The sequence below is a fragment of the Pseudomonas sp. MYb2 genome (genome assembly GCF_002979955.1).
Classification (GTDB): domain Bacteria; phylum Pseudomonadota; class Gammaproteobacteria; order Pseudomonadales; family Pseudomonadaceae; genus Aquipseudomonas.
On record NZ_PCQC01000007.1, the window covers coordinates 303,359 to 324,382 of the forward strand.

General features: G+C 60.2%; 15 protein-coding genes. 7 read left to right on the forward strand and 8 right to left on the reverse strand.

The window, feature by feature from the left end:
* Nucleotides 1-67 precede the first annotated feature (67 nt).
* From CQ009_RS14880 to CQ009_RS14890, 3 genes are read left to right on the forward strand one after another with little or no spacing between them, the layout of a single operon-like run.
* A complete protein-coding gene (locus CQ009_RS14880; RefSeq protein WP_105707135.1) occupies nt 68-1,969 on the forward strand; it encodes an ATP-binding protein in 1,902 nt (633 codons plus the stop codon).
* The gene (locus CQ009_RS14885; protein WP_105707137.1) at nt 1,966-3,294 is read left to right on the forward strand and encodes a sigma-54 dependent transcriptional regulator; all 1,329 of its coding nucleotides are present in this window, start codon (nt 1,966-1,968) and stop codon (nt 3,292-3,294) included. Before CQ009_RS14880 ends, CQ009_RS14885 begins: the two co-directional genes overlap by 4 nt.
* A gap of 20 nt (nt 3,295-3,314) precedes the next feature.
* On the forward strand, nt 3,315-3,644 hold the full coding sequence (locus CQ009_RS14890; protein WP_161806673.1) for a GlpM family protein: 330 nt from the start codon (nt 3,315-3,317) through the stop codon (nt 3,642-3,644).
* Between the two features lie 309 nt (nt 3,645-3,953).
* Here the strand turns inward: CQ009_RS14890 and CQ009_RS14895 are convergent, their stop codons facing one another.
* Together CQ009_RS14895 and CQ009_RS14900 are read right to left on the reverse strand one after the other, a co-directional pair.
* Nucleotides 3,954-4,619 carry a DsbA family oxidoreductase gene (locus tag CQ009_RS14895; protein ID WP_105707139.1) on the reverse strand — a complete coding sequence of 222 codons (666 nt, stop codon included), beginning with the start codon at nt 4,617-4,619 and terminating at the stop codon, nt 3,954-3,956.
* Between the two features lie 169 nt (nt 4,620-4,788).
* Complete coding sequence (locus CQ009_RS14900; RefSeq protein ID WP_105707141.1) at nt 4,789-5,808, reverse strand: alpha/beta fold hydrolase; 1,020 nt, start codon at nt 5,806-5,808, stop codon at nt 4,789-4,791.
* Between the two features lie 265 nt (nt 5,809-6,073).
* Between CQ009_RS14900 and CQ009_RS14905 the strand changes: the two genes are divergently transcribed.
* Together CQ009_RS14905 and metR are read left to right on the forward strand one after the other, a co-directional pair.
* Complete coding sequence (locus CQ009_RS14905) at nt 6,074-11,275, forward strand: dermonecrotic toxin domain-containing protein (RefSeq protein ID WP_105707143.1); 5,202 nt, start codon at nt 6,074-6,076, stop codon at nt 11,273-11,275.
* A 141-nt stretch (nt 11,276-11,416) separates the two neighbouring features.
* Nucleotides 11,417-12,334, forward strand: coding sequence for a transcriptional regulator MetR (gene metR / locus CQ009_RS14910; RefSeq protein ID WP_064391992.1), 918 nt, complete (start codon nt 11,417-11,419; stop codon nt 12,332-12,334).
* 17 nt (nt 12,335-12,351) lie between these two features.
* Here metR and CQ009_RS14915 read toward each other — a convergent pair whose 3' ends face one another.
* From CQ009_RS14915 to CQ009_RS14935, 5 genes are all read right to left on the reverse strand, one after another.
* Entirely contained in the window at nt 12,352-12,849 is a 498-nt protein-coding gene (locus CQ009_RS14915) for a GNAT family N-acetyltransferase (protein ID WP_064391994.1), read from the reverse strand.
* Nucleotides 12,850-12,851: 2 nt separating this feature from the next.
* On the reverse strand, nt 12,852-13,490 hold the full coding sequence (locus CQ009_RS14920) for a LysE family translocator (RefSeq protein ID WP_105707145.1): 639 nt from the start codon (nt 13,488-13,490) through the stop codon (nt 12,852-12,854).
* Between the two features lie 23 nt (nt 13,491-13,513).
* The gene (locus CQ009_RS14925; protein ID WP_105707147.1) at nt 13,514-13,948 is read right to left on the reverse strand and encodes an NUDIX domain-containing protein; all 435 of its coding nucleotides are present in this window, start codon (nt 13,946-13,948) and stop codon (nt 13,514-13,516) included.
* 74 nt (nt 13,949-14,022) lie between these two features.
* Complete coding sequence (locus tag CQ009_RS14930) at nt 14,023-15,348, reverse strand: APC family permease (protein WP_105707149.1); 1,326 nt, start codon at nt 15,346-15,348, stop codon at nt 14,023-14,025.
* A gap of 298 nt (nt 15,349-15,646) precedes the next feature.
* Nucleotides 15,647-16,468 carry a carbon-nitrogen hydrolase family protein gene (locus CQ009_RS14935; RefSeq protein ID WP_105707151.1) on the reverse strand — a complete coding sequence of 274 codons (822 nt, stop codon included), beginning with the start codon at nt 16,466-16,468 and terminating at the stop codon, nt 15,647-15,649.
* 125 nt (nt 16,469-16,593) lie between these two features.
* Here CQ009_RS14935 and CQ009_RS14940 point away from each other — a divergent pair, with 125 nt between their 5' ends.
* A complete protein-coding gene (locus CQ009_RS14940) occupies nt 16,594-17,394 on the forward strand; it encodes a LuxR C-terminal-related transcriptional regulator (protein WP_105707153.1) in 801 nt (266 codons plus the stop codon).
* A gap of 171 nt (nt 17,395-17,565) precedes the next feature.
* Nucleotides 17,566-19,185: an FMN-binding glutamate synthase family protein gene (locus CQ009_RS14945; RefSeq protein ID WP_105707156.1), complete on the forward strand. Its 1,620-nt coding sequence runs from the start codon at nt 17,566-17,568 to the stop codon at nt 19,183-19,185.
* A gap of 141 nt (nt 19,186-19,326) precedes the next feature.
* Here CQ009_RS14945 and CQ009_RS14950 read toward each other — a convergent pair whose 3' ends face one another.
* Nucleotides 19,327-20,748, reverse strand: coding sequence for an amino acid permease (locus CQ009_RS14950; protein WP_105707158.1), 1,422 nt, complete (start codon nt 20,746-20,748; stop codon nt 19,327-19,329).
* Nucleotides 20,749-21,024 lie beyond the last annotated feature (276 nt).

The window sequence follows — 21,024 nt, forward strand, 5'->3', positions numbered from 1 at the left end:
CAGCCTGCGGCAGCTCCTACAGGGGATTGGTGAAGTTTGTTGTGGTGGTTGACCCAAGGCATCTGTGATGAAATGCGACCCCAATCTCTATCGCGCAGCGCCGCCATCACTTGCCGTGAAGCCCCGTCTGATTCGTCATCTGTTCCTGCCGCCACTGATCATCGCCCTGATGATCGGCCTGGGTTTCATCGGCTTCTGGACCAGTGAACATTTCGGCATCCGCAGCCTCGGCGAGAACGGCCAGCGTCAACTGGAACTGCACGCCCGCGCGGTCGAAAGCGAGATCAGCAAATACACCTACCTGCCCAGCCTGCTGGAACTCGAAACCAGTGTTTCGCAGCTGCTGGCCGACCCGACCCCGGAGTACCGGGAAACGGTCAACGCTTACCTCGAAGGCCTGAACCGGCGCAGCCGCAGTCGGGCCATCTACGTGATGGACACCACCGGCCGCGTCATGGCCACCAGCAACTGGCGCGATGTCGACAGCTACCTCGGCGAAGACCTGTCCTTTCGCGCCTATTTCCAGAAAGCCGTACGCGGCGAACCCGGGCGTTTCTACGGCATCGGCAGCACCAACGGTGAACCCGGTTACTACCTCGCCCATGGCCTCGAAGAACACGGCAAGATCATCGGCGTCGCCGTGGTCAAAGTGCGCCTTGAGGCCATGGAAGAACGCTGGCAGCGGGCGCGTCTGGAAGCGTTTGTCAGCGATGAAAACGGCATCATCATTCTCTCCAGCGATCCGGCCCGGCGCCTGAAAGCGGTTATTCCCCTGAGTGAAGCCACCAAGGAAAAACTCGCCCGCAGCCTGCAGTATTACTGGTTCCCGCTCAACGAACTGCAACCGCTGGCTCGCGAAACCCTGTCCGAAGGCGTGGAGAAACTCACTTTCCCGGCCAACAGTGAAGTGCAGTCAGGCGAGGACGACATCAGCTATCTGGCGCAAACCCGACCGCTGAGTGACACGCCGTGGAATTTCACCCTGCTCACGCCCCTTCAGGATCTGCGTCGCGAAGCGATCAACCAAGGCATTCTCGTCGCTGTAGCGTTTGCCTTGGTCGCCTTCCTGCTGATCGCCTGGAACGAGCGGCGCAAGGTCATCGCCACCCGCCTCGCCGCCCGCGAAGCCCTGCAGGAAGCCAACAATCAGCTGGAGCGTCGGATTACCGAACGCACTACCGACCTGCGCGCCAGCAACGAGCGACTGAAGAGCCAGATCCGCGAACGCCGCCAGGCCGAGGAGACCTTGCGCCGCGCGCAGGATGAGTTGGTGCAGGCCGGCAAACTCGCGGCCATCGGCCAGATGTCGACCAGCATTGCCCACGAACTGAATCAGCCGCTGGCGGCGATGCGCACGCTCTCCGGCAACACCGTACGCTTCCTCGAACGCGGTCAGCTCGACGTTGCCAGCACCAACCTGAACACCATCAACGACCTGATCGACCGCATGGGCCGCATCACCGCCAGCCTGCGTTCGTTCGCCCGACGCGGCGACAATCAGGGTCAGGCCAGCCTCGGCAAAGCGGTCGATGCCGCCTTGCAAGTGCTCGGTGCCCGGGTGGAAACCTCGGCGCTGAACGTGCATCGGCAGTTCATCGACGTGCAAGTGCAGATCGACCAGACCCGCCTCGAACAGATTCTGGTCAACCTGATCGGCAATGCCCTCGACGCCATGCAGGCGCAACCACAACCCGAACTGTGGCTCGACGGCGAGGAGTTCAACGGCAAGTATCGCCTGCGGGTTCGCGACAACGGCCACGGCATCGATGCCGAAGCGCGCAAGCATCTGTTCGAGCCATTCTTCACCACCAAGCCTGGCGAACAGGGCCTGGGCCTGGGCCTGACCCTTTCCGCCAGCCTCGCGGCCGCCACCGGCGGACACCTGGGTGTTGAACACCCGGCCAGCGGTGGCACCACCTTCGTCCTCAGTTTACCGTTGGTAAGCCCTACACCTGCCGAGCCAATATGAACCCCGAACTCAGTGTACTGATCGTCGAAGACGACCCCCATGTGCTGCTCGGCTGCCAGCAAGCGCTGACCCTCGAAGACATTCCCTGCGTCGGTGTCGGCAGCGCCGAGGAAGCGCTGGAGAAGGTCGGCGAAAACTTTGCCGGCATCGTCATCAGCGACATCCGCCTGCCGGGCATTGATGGCCTGGAACTGCTGACCCGCCTCAAGCAGCGCGATCGCAGCCTGCCGGTGGTGTTGATCACCGGCCACGGCGACATTTCCATGGCCGTCGGCGCGATGCAGAAAGGCGCCTATGACTTCATGGAAAAACCGTTCTCGCCGGAGCGTCTGGTGGATGTCGCGCGACGAGCGCTGGAGCAGCGCAGCCTCGCCCGCGAAGTGTCGTCGCTGCGCCGACAACTGGCCGAACGTGACTCCCTTGAAGGCCGGATCATCGGTCGCTCACCGGCGATGCAGAACCTGCGCGAACTGATCGCCAACGTTGCCGACACCTCGGCCAACGTGTTGATCGAAGGCGAGACCGGCACCGGCAAAGAACTGGTCGCCCGTTGCCTGCACGATTTCAGTCGTCGCCACAGCAAACAGTTCGTCGCGCTGAACTGCGGCGGTCTGCCGGAGAACCTCTTTGAAAGCGAGATCTTCGGTCATGAGGCCAACGCATTCACCGGCGCGGGCAAACGGCGGATCGGCAAGATCGAACACGCTGACGGCGGCACACTGTTCCTCGACGAAGTGGAAAGCATGCCGCTGCCGTTGCAGATCAAACTGCTGCGGGTGTTGCAGGAACGCACCCTCGAACGCCTCGGCTCGAACCAGAGTGTGGCGGTGGATTGCCGGGTGATCGCGGCGACCAAATCCGACCTCGACGAATCGAGCAAGGCCGGCGCATTCCGCAGCGACTTGTACTATCGCCTCAACGTGGTGACGCTGGAGTTGCCGCCCCTGCGCGAGCGCCGCGAAGACATCCTGCAATTGTTCGAACACTTCACCCAGCAATCGGCGCTGCGCTTTGATCGTGCGCTGCCAGAACTGGATAACCAGACCCTGTCGAATTTGATGAGCCACGACTGGCCGGGCAACGTGCGTGAACTGCGCAACGTCGCCGAACGCTTTGCTCTCGGCTTGCCGGCCTTCAAGAAGTCCGGCGCCAGCAGCGGCGGACAGGGCCTGGCCTTCGCCGAAGCGGTGGAAGCTTTCGAACGCAACCTGCTCAGCGATGCCTTGCAACGCAGCGGCGGCAACCTGACGCAGGCCAGCCTTGAGCTGGGCATGGCCAAGACCACGCTGTTCGACAAAGTGAAAAAGTACGGCCTGAGCCATTAAGCGAGAACGACGTGGACCTGATTTTCAAAGCCCTGTTGGGCGCAGCGGTGGTGGTGATCCTGGCGGCATTGTCGAAGACCAGAAACTACTACATCGCCGGGCTGGTGCCGCTGTTTCCGACGTTTGCGCTGATCGCGCATTACATCGTCGGCAAGGGGCGCTCGATCGACGATCTGAAGACCACGATCGTGTTCGGCATGTGGTCGATCATTCCGTATTTTGTGTATCTGGCGACGTTGTATGTGATGGTTGATCGATTGCGGCTTGAAGCGTCACTGGCCGTGGCGGCGGTGGCATGGTTGATGGCCGCCACTGTTTTGGTGACCGTTTGGGTTCGGCTACACAGCTGACCCTCACCCCAGCCCTCTCCCGGAGGGAGAGGGGGCCGACCGAGGTGTCGTTCAAGTTACATCGACCTGAAAAACCGAGTCGATTATGGATTCAGCGAAGCACACTCAGGTCGGCGTATCACTCCTGCATCCCCCATTCAGTCCCCTCTCCCTCACAGAAAGAGGCCGACCGCTGACATCGACCTGAAAGATTCCGTCGATTATGGATTCGGTACAGCACGCTCAGGTCGGCGTATCACTCCTGCATCCCCATTCAGTCCCCTCTCCCTCCGGGAGAGGGCTAGGGTAAGGGTAAGGGGCTTTTGCTCTTCAGTTGACGGTACCGCCCTTAGAGTCGGCCATGATCTGCCGGATCGCCCCGACAAACGTCTCCACTGGCTGCCCGCCCGTCACCGCGTACTGACCGTTGAACACCACTGTCGGCACCGAACTCACCCCGCGCTGCAGCCACAGCTGCTCTTCCTCGCGCACCTCATCGGCAAACTCGTCCGACGCCAGAACTGCCTCGGCCCGCTGGCGATCCAGCCCGACACTTTCAGCGATCTGCACCAGTTGCCGATGTTCCGACGGATTGCCGCCATCACTGAAATAGGCTTTGAACAACGCCTCTTTCAGCGGCAATTGCAGACCTTCAAGCCCCGCCCAATGCAGCAAGCGGTGTGCATCGAAGGTGTTGTAGATGCGGCTGTTGCCATCGGTGCGGAAGGCAAACCCAAGCTCGGCACCCCGGGCGCGGATCGCTTCGCGGTTCTTCTGCGACTGCTCAGGTGTCGAGCCGTATTTCTCTTGAATATGTTCGGCAATGTTCTGCCCGTCGACGCCCATTTTCGGATTCAGCTCGAACGGCTGGAAACGGATCTCGGCCTGCACTTCGTTGCGCAGGATTTCCAGTGCCTGTAACAGGCCATACAAACCAACGACGCACCACGGGCAAGAGACGTCGCTGACAAAATCGATTTTCAAGGCAGAACTCATCACTCACCTCGCGGGGGAAAATCGTGCGGGAAAGTTTGCACGATACACCTGCCCCGGATTTTGTGGCGTACCCTTCGCGAGCAAGCTCGCTCCCACAGGGGGACGCATTCCAAATGTGGGAGCGAGCCTGCTCGCGAAGGGGCAACTACCAACGCCAAAACCCCCTCGGTTACAGCAAATTCCCGCCCACCACCGGCTCAATCTGCGCCCAGTGCGATGTGTCTTCCCGATGCGCCTGCAAGTACGGCAGCACCGCCGCCAGCAACGGCTCCTTGAACGCCTCCTGAAAACGATGCGCCAGCCCCGGAATCAGCTTCAACTGACTGCCGCGAATGTGCGCCGCCAGATGCACGCCATGCATCACCGGCAGCAATGGATCCGCCGTGCCATGCACCACCAGCGTCGGCAGCCGCAACTGATTGAGCAGCGCTACCCGGCTCGGTTCGGCGAGGATCGCCATGATCTGCCGCTTCACGCCCTCAGGATTGAACGCGCGGTCGTAGGACGCCGCCGCCTGTTGCAGCAATGCTTGCCGATCGTCACTGACCGCCGGGCTACCCAGTGCTGCCAACAAATCAGCCTGCTGCTCCAGCGCTGCCTGCCGATTCGGTGCGCCGCGTCGCGACAGCAATTGCACCAGCGCCGCGCTCGGTGCCGGCAACCCTTCGGCGCCGGAAGTGGTCATGATCAGCGTCAGACTCTCGACTCGCTGCGGCGCCATCGCGGCCATGTGCTGGGCGATCATCCCGCCCATGCTGGCACCCAGCACATGAAACTGCTCGACGTGCAGCGCATCCATCAAACCCAACGCATCGTCGGCCATGTCGGTCAGGCTGTAGGGCGCCGCCACCGGCAAACCGAGTTTGTAGCGCAGCACTTCAAACGTCAGGTTGGCCTCGGCCGGTGCCTGGCGCCAGGTCGACAGACCGACATCGCGGTTGTCGTAGCGGATCACCCGAAAGCCCTGCTGACACAGAGCCGCCACGACTTCATCCGGCCAGTGGATCAACTGCCCGCCAAGGCCCATTACCAATAGCAACGCCGGATCCGATGCACGGCCGATGCTCTGGTAGGCCAGGCTCACTTGCGCCAGGTCGACCCGTTCGGTCGGTACATTGACATCGCAACGCGAAGCCGCCATCGACGGCAGGCCGAACATCAGCGCGGCCAACAGGAAAAATAAACGCATGAAAAACACCGAAACGCAGAACCCCAGTAGAGCGCGAGTCTGATGAAGTTTGTTCGAGCGCGCTGCCACAGTTGCGTGACAGTTTGATGAAGTTTGCCGAATGGTCATGCACGCATGCTCACGACAGCCCCGCGTGACCTCGACATCTCCTGAAACGATCGCGGCAAAAAGCGATAACTATGTACCGCAGATGCCAGTGACGGCTCGCCTCTAATGGCATGAAGACCGGGATAAGCCGGCCTTCATGTTTTCTGGAGCCTGTCGCATGTCCGATACCCCTTCTACGGCCGACTTCGGCCTGGACCAGCCTCTACGGTCGAACCTCGATCAAAACCTTTACCTGAGCGCTGGCGCACGTCTGCGCGACTGTCACCGCCAGTGGCTGGACCTCATGGCCCGGTTTCCGACCGGCAGCGACCGCGACTGGAGCCTGCGTGCAACCGGCACACCACTGTCGCGCCGGGATCAGGCCCTGCGCATCTACCGTCAGCACTTCGAGGCGGCCAGCCAGATCGCTTGTGCAGAAGGGATGATCAGCATCGGACAATTGCAGACACTATCGGCGGCCGTCGATCCTTCAACAGCGGTCACACCCGACGTGCATATCGCGCAGCTTCAGCTCAAACGTGCCGATGACAGCCACGTCTCGTTGCCGGGTGCATTGCTATTGCGCATTGGCAATGATTCGCCCGGCTGTCATCTGTTGTATCTGCCTTCATACTCGCCAGCCTTGAGTCTCTTCAGGCAACACGCCGATCTGCAGCGCTGGCTGATCGGACATTGCCAGAAACACAGCCCGCCGCCGCAGCTGAAAGCAGCGACAGTGGTGGAGGTCGCGCTCGATCACGACCCACTCGGGAGTAACCTTGAAACACTTTTCAACCTGCCAGCCGATGCGCGCCTTTCACCCGCATCGCCCGACTTGTCGAGCCTGATCGCCGAACCACCCTTGCCAACTCCCGATGAAGCAGAGCCTGTCGACGACCCGACCCTGTTCGGTCTGCTGAACCCCGACATTCCTTTCAGCCAGCGCAGCCAAGCTTTGGCCCTTGAGCAGAAAGCCCTCGAACAGTTGCTGGGCGATGCCGTGGCAGCCAGCCTGAACACCCCGTTACGGCAGAAACTGACGCAACAGTTCGACGCCTTGAGCGAGGCGCAAAACGCCAGCCATAACGCGGCGTCAGCGTTGCTCGACCACCGCGCGCCACTGAAAATGCTTGAGCTGCGCCACGCCACCAATGCCCATTACCACGTCCTGCATCAGGCCCGGTTACGCGGGTTGCGTGCAGAAGTCGAACTGCAACTGACGCTCAATCAGCTCTCCGTCGATGAACACCGGCGGATCATTGCCTTGCTCGAGGCACCCGAGCGTCCGCTGCTCCATCAGGAAACAGTATTTGCCCGTGTGACTTTGGCGGCAGCGGCAGATGACCAACCGATGGGAGAGGATCTGAACGGTGTGCTGGTCATCGCTGCGCCTTTTGCGCTGGAGCCGGGTGCCACTGAAAGCCTGCTGCTGTATTGGCCCGGGCAGTCCGGCGGATTGCAGCGCTTCAGCTCACGTCAGGCGCTGGAACAAAAGGTGTTCAAGCACTCGGCCAATGATCGGGAGTTGCTGTTGCAACTGACGCCAATCAGCGGCGATCCGCTCGTGTGGGTACTTGAACGGCAGCTGTTCCAATGCGAGCAGCAGGCAGCAACCGTCATCCGTGAAAATCCACTGCCCTCCCGTGCCAGCGAACGTGCGGCAGCAATGGAGCAACTACGCGAACAACATCTCACACGCTTGACCGTGCCCCTGTCACAGGCACGCGAACTGGCGTATGCCTATCGCCTCGAACAGGAACGCACCGCCGCACTCGCCGGCAACCTGCCGTCCTGGCTGGACAACCTCGACAACGCACAGCGCGCGCGTATCAAAACGTTGATCCGTGACTACCTCAACGCCATGCAGCGTTGTCATGCCTTGCTCGAGCGTGATCTGCCCGCTCGCCCCGCCTTCAGCAAAAAGCGCCTTGACGCTCGACTGCGCAAGGATTTCGCGCTCAAGCGAAGCGTGTCCGTGATGCTGGATCTGCCCGATAGCACCGAATGGCGGAAAACCTTGATCGACGGCGCAGCCCCTGGCACACCGCAACGCAACACGCTGATGGCGAGTACCCGGCGCAGCGAACTGGCCCTCGAGGAACTGGCGCAGGACAACATAGACCAGGCGATGTGGTGGCGACTGTCATTCCTGCGGGTCAAGGTCAGCGCCGAAGATGAGCAGGATCGAAAAGCGGTGGAAAGCGGATTGACTCCGGCCTATTTGCGCAGCTCATTAACCGATCTGGACCTGGCCGGAGGTTATGAAACACTTATTCGCCAGACCTTTCTTGGGATGCCCGACGAATCAGCGTTCGACCTGGCGTATCGGCGCGAATGCCTGAGCGAGCCATGGCGGTTGATGCTCATGCTGCAAGGCGAATTCGCCGTACTGCAACGGCATATCGACAGCGCCGGATACGCGCTGCTGAAGATTGCCATCGATGCCTCGACGCGGGAAGCATATAGCGTCAAGGGCCAACGTATCGTGCTGTTGCCTGCACATCTGACCGTCGGCGGCGCGGACACCGCCCGACAGGGGCCGAGCACCCTGGCCGGGGTGACGTTCATCGTCGAACAGGTCAGTGGCCTGACCCTGCTGTATTTACCGGACAGCACCGACGGGATTTTCCTGCGCCAGTACGCCACGCTGGAAGAGGCACGTCTGGATCTGTTCAAACGTTGCGTAGACGCGCGCATGGTCAACTATCTGGCCGGGCGCACCTTGAGCGGCGATTTTGCCAGCCATGTCAGCCGGATCAATGAGGCGCAACTGCGCAATTTCCACGCGCTGATCGGCACCGGGCTGGCCTGGCCAACCTCGACGTCACTGGCCACGCACTTGCTCAATGTGCACATGGGCCGAATGCTGGAAGCTCATCGCAGCAGTTCTCGCTCCAATGACGCCTTGTATCTGGAAACATGCGCACTGAAGTCCGGCACGCTGTTCAACTACCTGAAAATGGCCGTGGGCATGCTGCCATTCATTGGTGCCTCGGTCGCCCTGTATGACGCGTGGAACAGCGCCAACCTCGCGGTTGCGGCGTTTCTACGCGGAGACATCGGGCATGGTCTGGCGGAAGTCGAATCGGTGTTGCTGTCCCTGATCGATGCCGCCATGGATATTCTCCCAGCGACGATCTCGGTACCCGCCGCCGCCCGCCTGATACCACGCCAGCGCCGCGGTACAGCATTGACAACAAAATCCGGTGCCACGCCGACCTCATGGCAATGGGCGCGCCAGTCACTTGATCGCTTCAAGGGCTACGAGTATGAATTCGAGATTTCCCTGACGGGTCTGCGAACCGATAGCCACGGCATTTATCGCAAAGTCTATCGCCATCCCGATGGGGATTTCATGGTGCGTCAGGGGCGCATCTACCGCATTGAGTTGCACGACGCCCCACGCGGCTGGAGGCTCTATGGCACGTGGGCGCGCACCTATAAACAGCCGATCGCCCTTGATGAGGCCGGTCAATGGAACACCCATTACGCCGTGCATGGCACGTTGATGGACGGCGGCGGTGCCGGCGGTGGCGCGGCCATCGGGCATTTGGCCAATGGCCTCGACCCGCTCTGGCCCGAATCCATCCGTCAGTGGCTGCCACGTTGGTGGACCGATCGCCAACTGCGCAGGCAACTGACTCTGACCAACACCGTCGATGCCTACACCCGGCGCCTTGATACCCAGACGCGCAGCTCCAACCAACTTCTGGAACGTTACCGGCAACTGCCCATTGCCGAGCGTCAATCTCTGGAAGCGACGGTTGACGCAGCCTGTCTCAACGATATCGAACTGGCCCAGGTGCTATACCAGAATGTTGCCGAACTACTGCCGCTGAGTCACGGTAGAAAACGCCTGTTGCTCGAAGACATTCAGAGTCGCTGCGCATGGGCGCAGGTTGATCGGTCATTACAGCGCGCCGCCATTTCCCGCCAACGCCTGCTGGAACATCTGAACAGTGTCGACGCACTCGTTGCGCAGTCTGACGCGACACCCGTCGATAACACTACAGCCCATATAAGTCTCATGGCCCAACGCAAAGTCGTGCGCAAAAACTTCCTCAAGGAGTTCGATCACCAGCACGGATTTATCGAACAGGCCAATCTCTGGCAAAGCCGCATCACTAACCGGGCGCATAAAGCCAGAATGGCAGCGGAGCTCGCGCCACTCAACCAACGGTTTGGCGAAACCACGCACTATTACCTGAGAACCGCGCACATTCTGGAGATCATTACCCACTACGAGGCGGTCGACGACCTGTCCTGGGTCTACTTTCACGTGCAACTCAAAGACGCCCGGGTCAAGGTCGGACGTGCTCTGCTGACGCAGCATCATTTACCTGAAGTACATGCCAGCCTTGCCCAACGCAACCGTGTGATCGAGGACTGCCTGGAAATCTACGCAAGCTTTCGACGTCAGTTGAACGCGTGGTCACTGGGTTATCCGCAGCACCTGGATCTCGAGCAGGTCAAGGCGTTTCTCGACGGTCTGACCCAGGTTGAACAGCATGCCCGTCAAGCGATCAAGCAACGTCCGCCGATCAAGCCCAAAGAAGCGGGCGGCAAGCAATTGTTTGAAACCGAGGACAACCAATTGCTGATCGGTATCGAAAGTATTGATGCCGGGACCCGGCAAAAGCGTTTCACCATCGAAAGCATCGACGGTTACCGGGAAACCTGGCTGCCGCGTTCGAGCGGCAAGTACCATCTGGACGCGCAACCTGCGGCCTCTGCTCAATCCTTGCCAACCAACGTACAACCCCTGCTGAGCGAAGCCCGCAAGCGTCTCGCCGCCGTACCCGCCTATAACAGCAAAGTCACCGGTTACGCGCGCCAGGACATGCTGCCAATCGATCTGGAACACATGTTCGGCAGTGAATCGACAGAACTGAGTACCCGTGCGAATGCCATCGCGCGGCTCTCGCCAGACGAGCCGCTGGTCGTGCAATTGCAGGACAAGGCTCAGGAGTTGTTAAGCCTCGGCCGTACGTTGCGCATCGACCAGTCACTGCGCAGCAGAACACCTACCGAGGGATATCTGGACTATCTGCTGCAACAGAAAAAGGTCGATATCCGCAAGGAGGGCACACTGCGCGCACTGGGCAAACGACCCGACGGGCGCAAAGACTTTCTCCAGGAGTACGAGGTGCGCGATCTGAGCACCAATCCGCCACGCGCGCTTTGGTATGCGCACTTTCACTACACCTCGGACAAGGTCCCTTTCGAAGACTTCGTCAAAGCTCATTTGAAACTGCCCGAGCAGCGCAACCTTGGTCTGCAATGGCAGCAGGCGCAGGCCGCGAGTGGCGCGCAGGTCGAAGCGATCTGGCGTGGCGATGTCGGTAGAGCGCTGGGCATTCGGCACTTTTCAAAGCTGTAGGTAAAAGCAGCGGAGCATTACCAGTGCTCCGCTGCCATAAACCCCGGACATGCAGAAAGTCATGCTGGTCGACAGCTACACCAACATGAGACAAACTCACCGCAATCACTATCATCACAAATTTGTTTCATGGAGCCTGCAGTGCTTGAAATCCGTCATCTGAAAACCCTGCACGCCCTGCGCGAAGCCGACAGCCTGGTCGACGCCGCTGACCGCTTGCACCTGACCCAATCGGCGCTGTCTCACCAGTTCAAGGAACTGGAGGAACGTCTGGGCATGCCATTGTTCGTCCGCAAGACCAAACCGGTGCGTTTCACCAGCGCCGGTTTGCGCTTGCTGCAACTGGCTGACGCGACACTGCCGCTGCTGCGCGCCGCCGAACGTGACATCAGCCGTCTGGCGGGTGGCACTGCCGGGCGCCTGCACATGGCCATCGAATGCCACAGCTGCTTTCAGTGGCTGATGCCGACCATCGACCAGTTCCGCGACGCGTGGCCGGAAGTCGAACTCGATCTGGCCTCGGGTTTTTCCTTCGCCCCGCTACCGGCACTGGCCCGTGGCGATCTGGATCTGGTGGTAACCTCCGATCCACTGGAAATCGCCGGCATCACCTACGTGCCGCTGTTCACCTACGAAGCCATGCTCGCGGTAGCCAATCAACACGCATTGGCGAGCAAACCGTACATCGTCCCCGAAGACTTGCTCAGCGAAACCCTGATCACCTACCCGGTGGAGCGCGATCGCCTGGACATCTTCACCCGTTTCCTTGAACCGGCCGACATCGAGCCTGCACAGGTACGCACTTCCGAGCTGACGGTGATGATGATGCAACTGGTTGCCAGCGGCCGTGGCGTCTGCGGCATGCCGCACTGGGCGCTGCATGAGTACAGCTCGCGTGGTTACGTAAAGGCCAAGCGCCTGGGCGAGAAAGGCCTGTTTGCCACGCTGTACGCGGCGATTCGTGCGGACATGCTCGATGCGCCGTACATGCGCGATTTCCTGCTGACAGCCAAGGACACTTCGTTTTCGACCCTGGACGGTGTCAGCGCAGTTCGCTGAAGCCTTTACTGCAGGAGTCAGAGTTGGCGCCACATGTGGATCTTATCGAAGTAATCTTCACCGACCCGCACCGCCAGCGGTTCCAGGCCGAACTGGATGAAGCCGCAGCGCTGATAGAGTTTGCAGGCGGCGCCGTTGCCGGCGGTTACGGTCAGTTGGACAACTTTCAATGCCGGGTGGTTTTGCGCTTCGGCCAGTGCCGCCTGGACCAGTTCGAATCCCAGGCCATGCTCGCGGAAGTCGGCCGAGACGTACATGCCGAACAAAGTGGCTTTATGTCGGGCTTTCTCGCGCGGCTCGAAGGCGAGACCGACAATGCCGGCCAGCCGGCCCCCCTCGAAAGCGCCCAGCACAACGTCAAGCTTGCTGGTCAGGCGCCCTTCCCACCAGCTCAACGGCATCACTGCGCGCTCACGCACACTGGAAGTGAAAGCCTGCGGATGCCGGTCATAAGCCTCAAGCATCAGCTCGCGATAAGCCAGGGCGTGACTGGCGTCCAGCCGTTCTATCCACATGTTCAAGCCGTCCTGCGTTGCTCAAGCATCAGCCGCACAGCGAGGCCGCCGAGGACAAAACCCATGACGTAACGCTGCATCGCCAGCCACGTCGGGTTACGCACGAACCACGACGCAATGCCTGCCGCGAACAACGCAATCAGCAGGTTGACGCTGAAACTGACACTGATCTGGGTCAGGCCGAGGATGATGCTTTGAGTGAACACTGAACCGTGCTCAGGCGTGATGAACTGCGGAAACACCGAGAGGTAGAACACGGCGATTTTCGGGTTCAGCGCGCTGGTGAGGAAACCCATGGTGATCAGTTTGCGCGACGAGTCCGGCGGCAACTGCTGTGCCTCGAACGGGGAACGCGCGCCGGGTTTCACCGCTTGCCAGACCAGCCACAGCAGGTACAGCGCACCGGCCCACTTCAACACTTCATAAGCCATCGGCACCGCGAGGAACACTGCAGTCAACCCGACCGCCGCGGCAAACAGATGCACAAAGAAACCCGCCACCACACCCAACAACGACGTGATCCCGGCCCTGCGTCCCTGACAGATCGAACGCGAGATCAGGTAGATCATGTTCGGCCCCGGTGTCAGCACCATCAACAAGGCTGCAGCGGCGAAGATCAGCACGTCTTGAAGCGGGATCATGGCAAAGTCCTTTGCGAGGATGATCAGGCGATGGCCGTCAATGATTGGCGATAAAACGGCAGGATCAGGTCGCGTGTCAATGGCGCCAGCTCGACGGCTGGATCAGTGGCAGGATCGACCCAGATCACCTCTTCGATTTCTGCTGCCGGTGTGACCTCAGCATCGATGGTCAGTTGGAAGATCTCTGCTTGTACAACGAATCCCGGCTCGTTGGCGGCGGGGGCGGAAAACTGGCCGAGAAACGTCGCTTGCGCCGAATCGATCTGCAAACCCAATTCCTCTTCCAGCTCACGTGCCAGCGCATGCACCGGCAACTCGTGCGCTTCGATCTTGCCGCCCGGCTGCATGAATGCCGTAGTGCCGCGCTTGCGCACCAACAGTGTCTGGCCGTCAGTGTTAAGCAACAGCGCGGCGGCGATGCGGATCAGGGCAGGCGTTTGTGCGGAAAAAGTCGACATGACAGAGAAAGCCTTCGCAAAAACGGCAAGCATCACATGCCCGCCGTTTGTGCGCAAAGCGGTTGCCGACGATCTCAGGTCGCTTCCTGGAAATCCATTTCCGGAGGCTGGCGACGGAAGCCGCCGGTGAGTATCGCCAGATACACCACGCCAATGGCCAGCCAGCTCAGCCCCAGATAGAGCGCCAGATGATCGAGGCTGACCATCAGCCACAAGTCCGCGACCAGACCGATGAACGGGAAGATCAGAAACAGCACCAGCTCACGCGGGCCTTTGTTCTCGCCAGCGATCCAGTAATGGAAGATCACCGACAGGTTGACCAGGCTGAACGCGAGGAACGCGCCGAAATTGATGAATGAGGTAGACGTGGTCACGTCGAGTTTCAGCGCCAGTAGCGCCACCACCGCACAGAGCAGGATGCTGTTGACCGGCGTACCGAAGCGCGCGTGCAGGGTGCCGAAAAACGACTTCGGTAACACCCCGTCACGGCCCATGGCGAACAACAGTCGTGAACCGCTGGCCTGGGCGGAAAGACCGGAGGCGAATTGGCCGACGATCAGACCGATGAGGAAAATCGACACGAACAGATCGCCGCCAATATTGCGGGCAATCTCGTAAGCTGCCGAGTCGACACTGTCGAACTGCAACGACGGATGCGCGATCTGCACAAAGTACGACACGCTCACAAAGATCAATCCGCCGATCAAGGTGATCAACATGATCGCCCGGGGAATGGTGCGTCGCGGATCACGGGTTTCTTCCGTCAGCGTGCTGACCGCGTCAAAACCCAGGAACGAATAACAGGCAATCGCCGCGCCGCTCATGATCAGTGGCATCTGCATGTCGCCGTTGAAGAACGGCTTGCTCGACCACAGCGGCGTGCTCGCATCGCCGCCGATGTAGTGCACGCAGAGCGCGACGAACGCGATCAGTACGAGGAACTGCACCAGCATCAACAAGGCGTTGATGCCGTTGGCCAGTTTCAGGCCGACGATGTTGATCGTACTGGTGATGCCGATGAACGCCAGCACCCAGATCCACTGCGGAATCGAGGGGAACGCCGACGCCAGATAGGCTGCGCCGATCAGCCAGATCGCCATCGGCAGGAACAGGTAATCGAGCAGCACCGCCCAACCAGCGATGAAGCCGAGTTTCGGGCTGATCGCCTTGCGTACGTAACTGTAAGCCGAACCGGCGACCGGGAATGCGGCAGCCATGCGCCCGTAGCTCATGGCGGTGAAGAACATCGCCACCAGCGCGGCCAGGTAGGCGGCCGGCACCATGCCAGCGGTGGATTGCGCAAGAATACCGAAAGTGCCGAGGACAATGATCGGCGTCATATAGGCGATGCCGAACAGCACCACCGACCCTAATGACAGGGTGCGTTGCAAACGAGCCATGAGCGACTTACTCCGAATTTTATTGGATTTATGGCAGAGCCGGGTTCGGCGAATGTTTTCGGGTGTGTTTTATTGTTCTGGTGTCTGATCGTTCCCACGCTCTGCGTGGGAATGCCTCAATGGACGCTCTGCGTCCGCTCTTGGGACGCGGAGCGTCCCGGGCTGCATTCCCACGCAGAGCGTGGGAACGATCGGGTAAAACCTGAGTGCGACTCGGTATTTCAGGTCGGCGTACCTCGGACAATCAACTCGGTCAGTCCCCTCTCCCCCTGGGAGAGGGTTAGGGTGAGGGCATCGGTCAACGGCGTGGAATCAACAACTCACGAACACCATCGCCACGCTCCTCCACCTCCCCCGGCAACTTCAAACGCTGATCATCGAGATAGCGATAATCCCTGCGTGCAATCTCTAACCGGTCGAAATCCAGCTCAACACTGAACTGCCCTTCTTCCCGTCCGGCCTCGAACAGCAACGTCCCCAGCGGATCGACCAGCGCACTGCCACCTGCAAACACCAAACCGTCATCCCCCGCCTCCACGCGGTTGACCATCAACGCAAAGGCCTGATTCTCTTGCGCGCGCGCCATGATCGCGGTGCGGTGCGTCGGCGCGTACGGGTCCATGTTGCCGTTGGTCACGACAAGCAACTCGACGCCCAGTTGCGCCAGGGCACGCGCGGTTTCCGGGAACTCGATGTCGTAGCAGATCAACAGGCCGACGCGCACCCCGTTCCACTCGCAGGTGGCGTAGCGGTCGCCGGCCTCGAACACACCGCGATCCGACGCCCACAGATGCGTCTTGCGGTATTTCAGGGCGATGCCTTCAGGCGTGATCAACAACGTGGTGTTGAAGAAGCGCCCGTTGTCGTTCTCGGCCATGCCGATTACCACGGCAATATTGCGTTCGCGCGCTGCGGCCAACACCGCGCTGACGGTCGGGCCATCCAGCGGTTCAGCGGTTTGCGCGACAGTCTCGGCAGTCGGGAAGCCCATCAAGTGGGTTTCCGGGAACACGATCAGTTGCGTATCGGCAGCGCACGCGGCAATCGCCGCCAAGGCGCGTTCGAGGTTGTATGCCGTGGCATTGTCACGGCCCGCCAGTTGGGCGAGTTCGACTTTCATGAGAATTCCTTGTTATGAGCGTCGGGCGCTGAAAGATTGCCCGGTGGCTGTCTGTGGGCCAGTATGCGCAGCAAGCAGCCGGCCAGGGAATCACGCGGCCGGGGTAACCCGATAGGGGTAGTTGCATGACACTTTCGTTTGACGACATCACCTGGCACCGCGCCGTCGGACAACTGATCGACGCGCTCGACAAACCGAATTTCTGGGCGCAACTGGTGCGCCTGCTGGATCAGTACGTGCCGTTCGATAGCTGGGTCGCGCTGCTGTTCAGTGCCGATCAGCACCCGCAGGTCTTTGCCGAATGCCCCGGTGAGGACGGCAGTCCTGATCAGTTGTTTCAGGATTATTTGCGCGGTCTGTATCTGCTCGACCCGTTTTACATTGCCTGCCGCGAGCAATCGCGCACCGGTTTGTATCGCCTGTCGGAGGTCGCCCCGGAGCATTTCGAGCTGACCGAGTATTACCAGCGATACTTTCGTCTGAATGTCGTGGCCGACGAAATCCAGTTCAATTGCCAGCTCGAAGGCGAGCGCACGTTGTGCCTGTCGCTGGGCAGCGAACAGCGTTTTACCTCTGAGCAGATCGCCCTGCTGTCACTGATTCAGCCGTGGGTGCTCGGCCTGCTACGCCAGCGGCTACCCTATGAAATCAACGAAACCGTGGCGCTCGCCGCCGCACCTGCGCAGGCAGACTGGCGCGTGCAACTGGAAGCGTCGGTGCAGCAACTCAAGGGCGCGCAACTGACCGCCCGCGAGCTGGATGTAGGCCGCCTGATGCTCAGCGGTTGCTCCAGTAAAGAAATCGCCCGTAAGCTGGAAATCTCCGTAGAAACCGTGAAAGTTCATAAGAAACACATGTACAGCAAGCTGGGAATCAAATCCCAGTCCGAGCTGTTTTCGATTTTTCTTCAGGCGCAAAACGCCTGATCGTTTGGTGAAGTTTCTCTATGTAGGAGTGAGCCTGCTCGCGATAGCGTCGGGTCAGTCAAATCATTTGTAGCTGATATACCGCTATCGCGAGCAGGCTCACTCCTACAGGGGAATGTGTTTATTCCTCAATCTTCGCTGATTATTCCGAGTCCGAACCAAGGAAACCGTATGAGCCTGTCACTCCTGAGCCGCTACGCCTTCTTTGCCGTCTGCGTGATTTTCACCCTCGCCAGCCTGCCTTTTCTCGAACATGACTGGCTGTGGCCGATCACCGTCGTCACCGGCGTGCTGAGCCTGCTCGGCGTGTTCGACCTGTTGCAAAGCCCCCACGCAGTGCGACGCAACTACCCGATCCTCGGCAACATCCGCTATCTGGTTGAAGGCATCCGCCCCGAGATCCGCCAATACTTGCTCGAATCCGACAGCGACGCCTTGCCCTTCTCCCGAGCCCAGCGCTCGCTGGTCTATTCGCGCGCGAAAAACGAAAGCGCCGACAAGCCCTTCGGCACACTGATCGATGTCTACCAGGCGGGCTTTGAATTCATCGGCCACTCGATGCGCCCGGCGCCGCTGAGCGATCCGAGCAGTTTCCGCGTCACCGTCGGCGGTCCGCAATGCACGCAGCCGTACTCGGCATCGGTGTTCAACATCTCGGCGATGAGCTTCGGCTCGCTGAGTGCCAACGCGATCCGTGCACTCAACCAAGGCGCGAAACTCGGCAATTTCGCCCACGATACCGGCGAAGGCAGCATCAGCCCGTATCACCGCGAACACGGCGGCGACCTGACCTGGGAACTGGGCAGCGGCTACTTCGGTTGCCGCACCAGCGATGGCCGTTTCGACCCGGAACGCTTCGCCACCCAGGCACAGAATCCACAAGTGCGAATGATCGAAATCAAGATGAGCCAGGGTGCCAAACCCGGCCACGGCGGCATCCTGCCCAAGCATAAAGTCACCAGGGAAATCGCCGAGACTCGCGGCATCATGATGGGCGAAGACTGTGTGTCGCCGTCACGCCACAGCGCGTTTTCCACGCCGATCGAGATGATGCATTTCATCCAGGAACTGCGTGAACTGTCTGGCGGCAAACCGGTGGGTTTCAAGTTCTGCCTCGGCCATCCGTGGGAATTCATGGGCATCGCCAAGGCCATGCTGGAAACCGGCATCCTTCCGGATTTCATTGTCGTCGACGGCAAGGAAGGCGGCACCGGCGCCGCACCGGTGGAGTTCACCGACCACATCGGCGTACCGATGCGCGAAGGCCTGCTGTTCGTGCACAACACCCTGGTCGGCCTGAATCTGCGCGACAAGATCAAGCTCGGCGCCAGCGGCAAGATCGTCAGTGCCTTCGACATCGCCAGCGTGCTGGCCATCGGCGCAGACTGGGCCAACTCCGCACGCGGCTTCATGTTCGCGATCGGCTGCATCCAGTCACAAAGCTGCCACACCAACAAATGCCCGACCGGCGTCGCCACTCAGGACGCTTTGCGCCAGCGTGCGCTGGTGGTTCCGGACAAGGCGCAGCGTGTGTTCAATTTCCATCGCAGCACATTGAAAGCCTTGGCGGAAATGCTGGCCGCCGCAGGTCTTGAACATCCATCACAACTGTCGGCCAAACATCTGGTGCGGCGCATGTCGGCGACTGAAATCAAACTGTTCTCGCAGCTGCACGTGTTCCTCAAACCGGGGGAGTTGCTCACTGGAGAGGTGAACGGCGAATTTTATTCGCGGATGTGGCAGATGGCGCGGGCGGACAGTTTCGAGCCAAACGAAATCGCCGCAGCATAAGCTGAAAAGCGTCAGTCTGTTCGACAGGCTGGCGCTTCATACCTCACGGTTGCGAAACAGTACAAAGCGAAAAAACAGTACGGCTCGCCCACAAAAAAGCCCCGACCTTGCGACCGGGGCTTTGATTTCAGCGTCTACAACTTACGAAGCCGAGCGCGCCGCAACTTGCGAATCACCGGTCGGTTGCAACTTGAACACATAGAACAACACCGTCAGCAGGACCAGGAACGCCGGGCCGATATACAGCGCCACGCGGGTGTCCGGGAAGTACGCCATCAGGCCGACCACCAGCACCAGAAATGCCAGTGCGAAGTACGAGCTCACCGGGTACAGCCACATCTTGTATTTGAGGCCGGCACGCTCGCTGGCGCTCAGGCCTTTGCGGAATTTCAGCTGAGCCAGCAGGATCATCACCCAGGTCCAGATCGCACCGAAGGTGGCAATCGAAGTCACCCAGACGAAGACTTTTTCCGGCACCAGATAGTTGAGCATTACGCCCAGGAGCAATACCGCGATCGACAACAGCAGCGCACGACGCGGCACACCGTTGTTGGAGGTTTTGGCGAAACCGGCCGGCGCCTGACCGTTCTGCGCCAGGCTATAGAGCATGCGCCCGGTGCTGAAAATGCCGCCGTTGCACGACGACAGCGCGGCGGTGATCACCACGAAGTTGATGATGCCGGCGGCGGTCTTGATGCCCAGACGCTCGAAGGTCATCACAAACGGGCTGCCCTGGGTGCCGATTTCATTCCACGGATAGATCGAAAGGATCACGAACAACGCACCGACGTAGAACAGCAGAATCCGCCAGAACACCGAGCCGATCGCATCGGGAATGGTCTTCTGCGGGTTCTTGGCTTCACCGGCGGTCAGGCCGATCATCTCGACGCCGAGGTAGGCGAACATGACCATTTGCAAGGACATCAGCACACCGGTCACGCCGTTGGGCATGAAGCCGCCATGGGCCCACAGGTTGGAGATGCCCAGCGCCACGCCGTCATTGCCGAAGCCGAAAGCAATAATGCCGACCCCGCCAATGACCATGGCGATGATCGTGACGATCTTGATCAGGGCGAACCAGAATTCGAACTCACCGAAGGCCTTCACCGCGATCAGGTTGATCGAGCCCATGCTGACCAGCGCCGCGAGGGCCCAGATCCAGCGCGGTACATCGGGGAACCAGATGCCCATGTACACCGCCACCGCAGTGATTTCCGCGACGCAGGTCACCAGCCACAGGAACCAGTAGTTCCAGCCAGTGAGGAAGCCGGCCAACGGGCCGAGATAGTCTTGCGCGTAACGGCTGAACGAACCGGCCACCGGGTTGTGCACAGCCATCTCGCCGAGGGCGCGCATGATTACCAGGATCGCCAGGCCACCAAGGATGTAGGAAATCATGATCGCCGGGCCGGCCATTTCGATGGCCTTGGCCGAGCCTAGAAACAGACCGACACCGATACAGGCGCCGAGCGCCATCAAGCGAATATGCCGTTCGCCGAGTTCGCGTTTGAGCGGACCGCCCTGAGCGGTTTCGCCGTGAGGCAGGTGATTGCCGACTGGCATGGGGGTGCAACCTCGTCTTGTTATTGGATATGACCACCGAGTGTCGAAGCCTCGACCGATAAGCCTTGGCTGCTGTGAAACCGCGCTTGCCTCGTGGGCAGACGCGTCTTGTAGGACAAAACCTGCAAGATCAGCGGGGCGTGCAGTATAAAAAGCCTTGGGCAGGATTTTTCACTCTATAAACCACAACATTCAGCGACAACTCTCGGCAAAAGCCCGGTTTACGGAGAGGCATTCCCTGGGTTTCGCAGGAATTTTCACCGCTGAAAAAGGCGG

What these genes read in the sequence shown, in the direction of transcription:
- CQ009_RS14880 (WP_105707135.1), top strand. Translation starts at nt 68, where the DNA reads ATGAAATGCGACCCCAATCTCTATCGCGCAGCGCCGCCATCACTTGCC.
- CQ009_RS14885 (WP_105707137.1), top strand. Translation starts at nt 1,966, where the DNA reads ATGAACCCCGAACTCAGTGTACTGATCGTCGAAGACGACCCCCATGTG.
- CQ009_RS14895 (WP_105707139.1), bottom strand. Translation starts at nt 4,619, where the DNA reads ATGAGTTCTGCCTTGAAAATCGATTTTGTCAGCGACGTCTCTTGCCCG.
- CQ009_RS14900 (WP_105707141.1), bottom strand. Translation starts at nt 5,808, where the DNA reads ATGCGTTTATTTTTCCTGTTGGCCGCGCTGATGTTCGGCCTGCCGTCG.
- CQ009_RS14905 (WP_105707143.1), top strand. Translation starts at nt 6,074, where the DNA reads ATGTCCGATACCCCTTCTACGGCCGACTTCGGCCTGGACCAGCCTCTA.
- CQ009_RS14915 (WP_064391994.1), bottom strand. Translation starts at nt 12,849, where the DNA reads ATGTGGATAGAACGGCTGGACGCCAGTCACGCCCTGGCTTATCGCGAG.
- CQ009_RS14920 (WP_105707145.1), bottom strand. Translation starts at nt 13,490, where the DNA reads ATGATCCCGCTTCAAGACGTGCTGATCTTCGCCGCTGCAGCCTTGTTG.
- CQ009_RS14925 (WP_105707147.1), bottom strand. Translation starts at nt 13,948, where the DNA reads ATGTCGACTTTTTCCGCACAAACGCCTGCCCTGATCCGCATCGCCGCC.
- CQ009_RS14930 (WP_105707149.1), bottom strand. Translation starts at nt 15,348, where the DNA reads ATGGCTCGTTTGCAACGCACCCTGTCATTAGGGTCGGTGGTGCTGTTC.
- CQ009_RS14935 (WP_105707151.1), bottom strand. Translation starts at nt 16,468, where the DNA reads ATGAAAGTCGAACTCGCCCAACTGGCGGGCCGTGACAATGCCACGGCA.
- CQ009_RS14940 (WP_105707153.1), top strand. Translation starts at nt 16,594, where the DNA reads ATGACACTTTCGTTTGACGACATCACCTGGCACCGCGCCGTCGGACAA.
- CQ009_RS14945 (WP_105707156.1), top strand. Translation starts at nt 17,566, where the DNA reads ATGAGCCTGTCACTCCTGAGCCGCTACGCCTTCTTTGCCGTCTGCGTG.
- CQ009_RS14950 (WP_105707158.1), bottom strand. Translation starts at nt 20,748, where the DNA reads ATGCCAGTCGGCAATCACCTGCCTCACGGCGAAACCGCTCAGGGCGGT.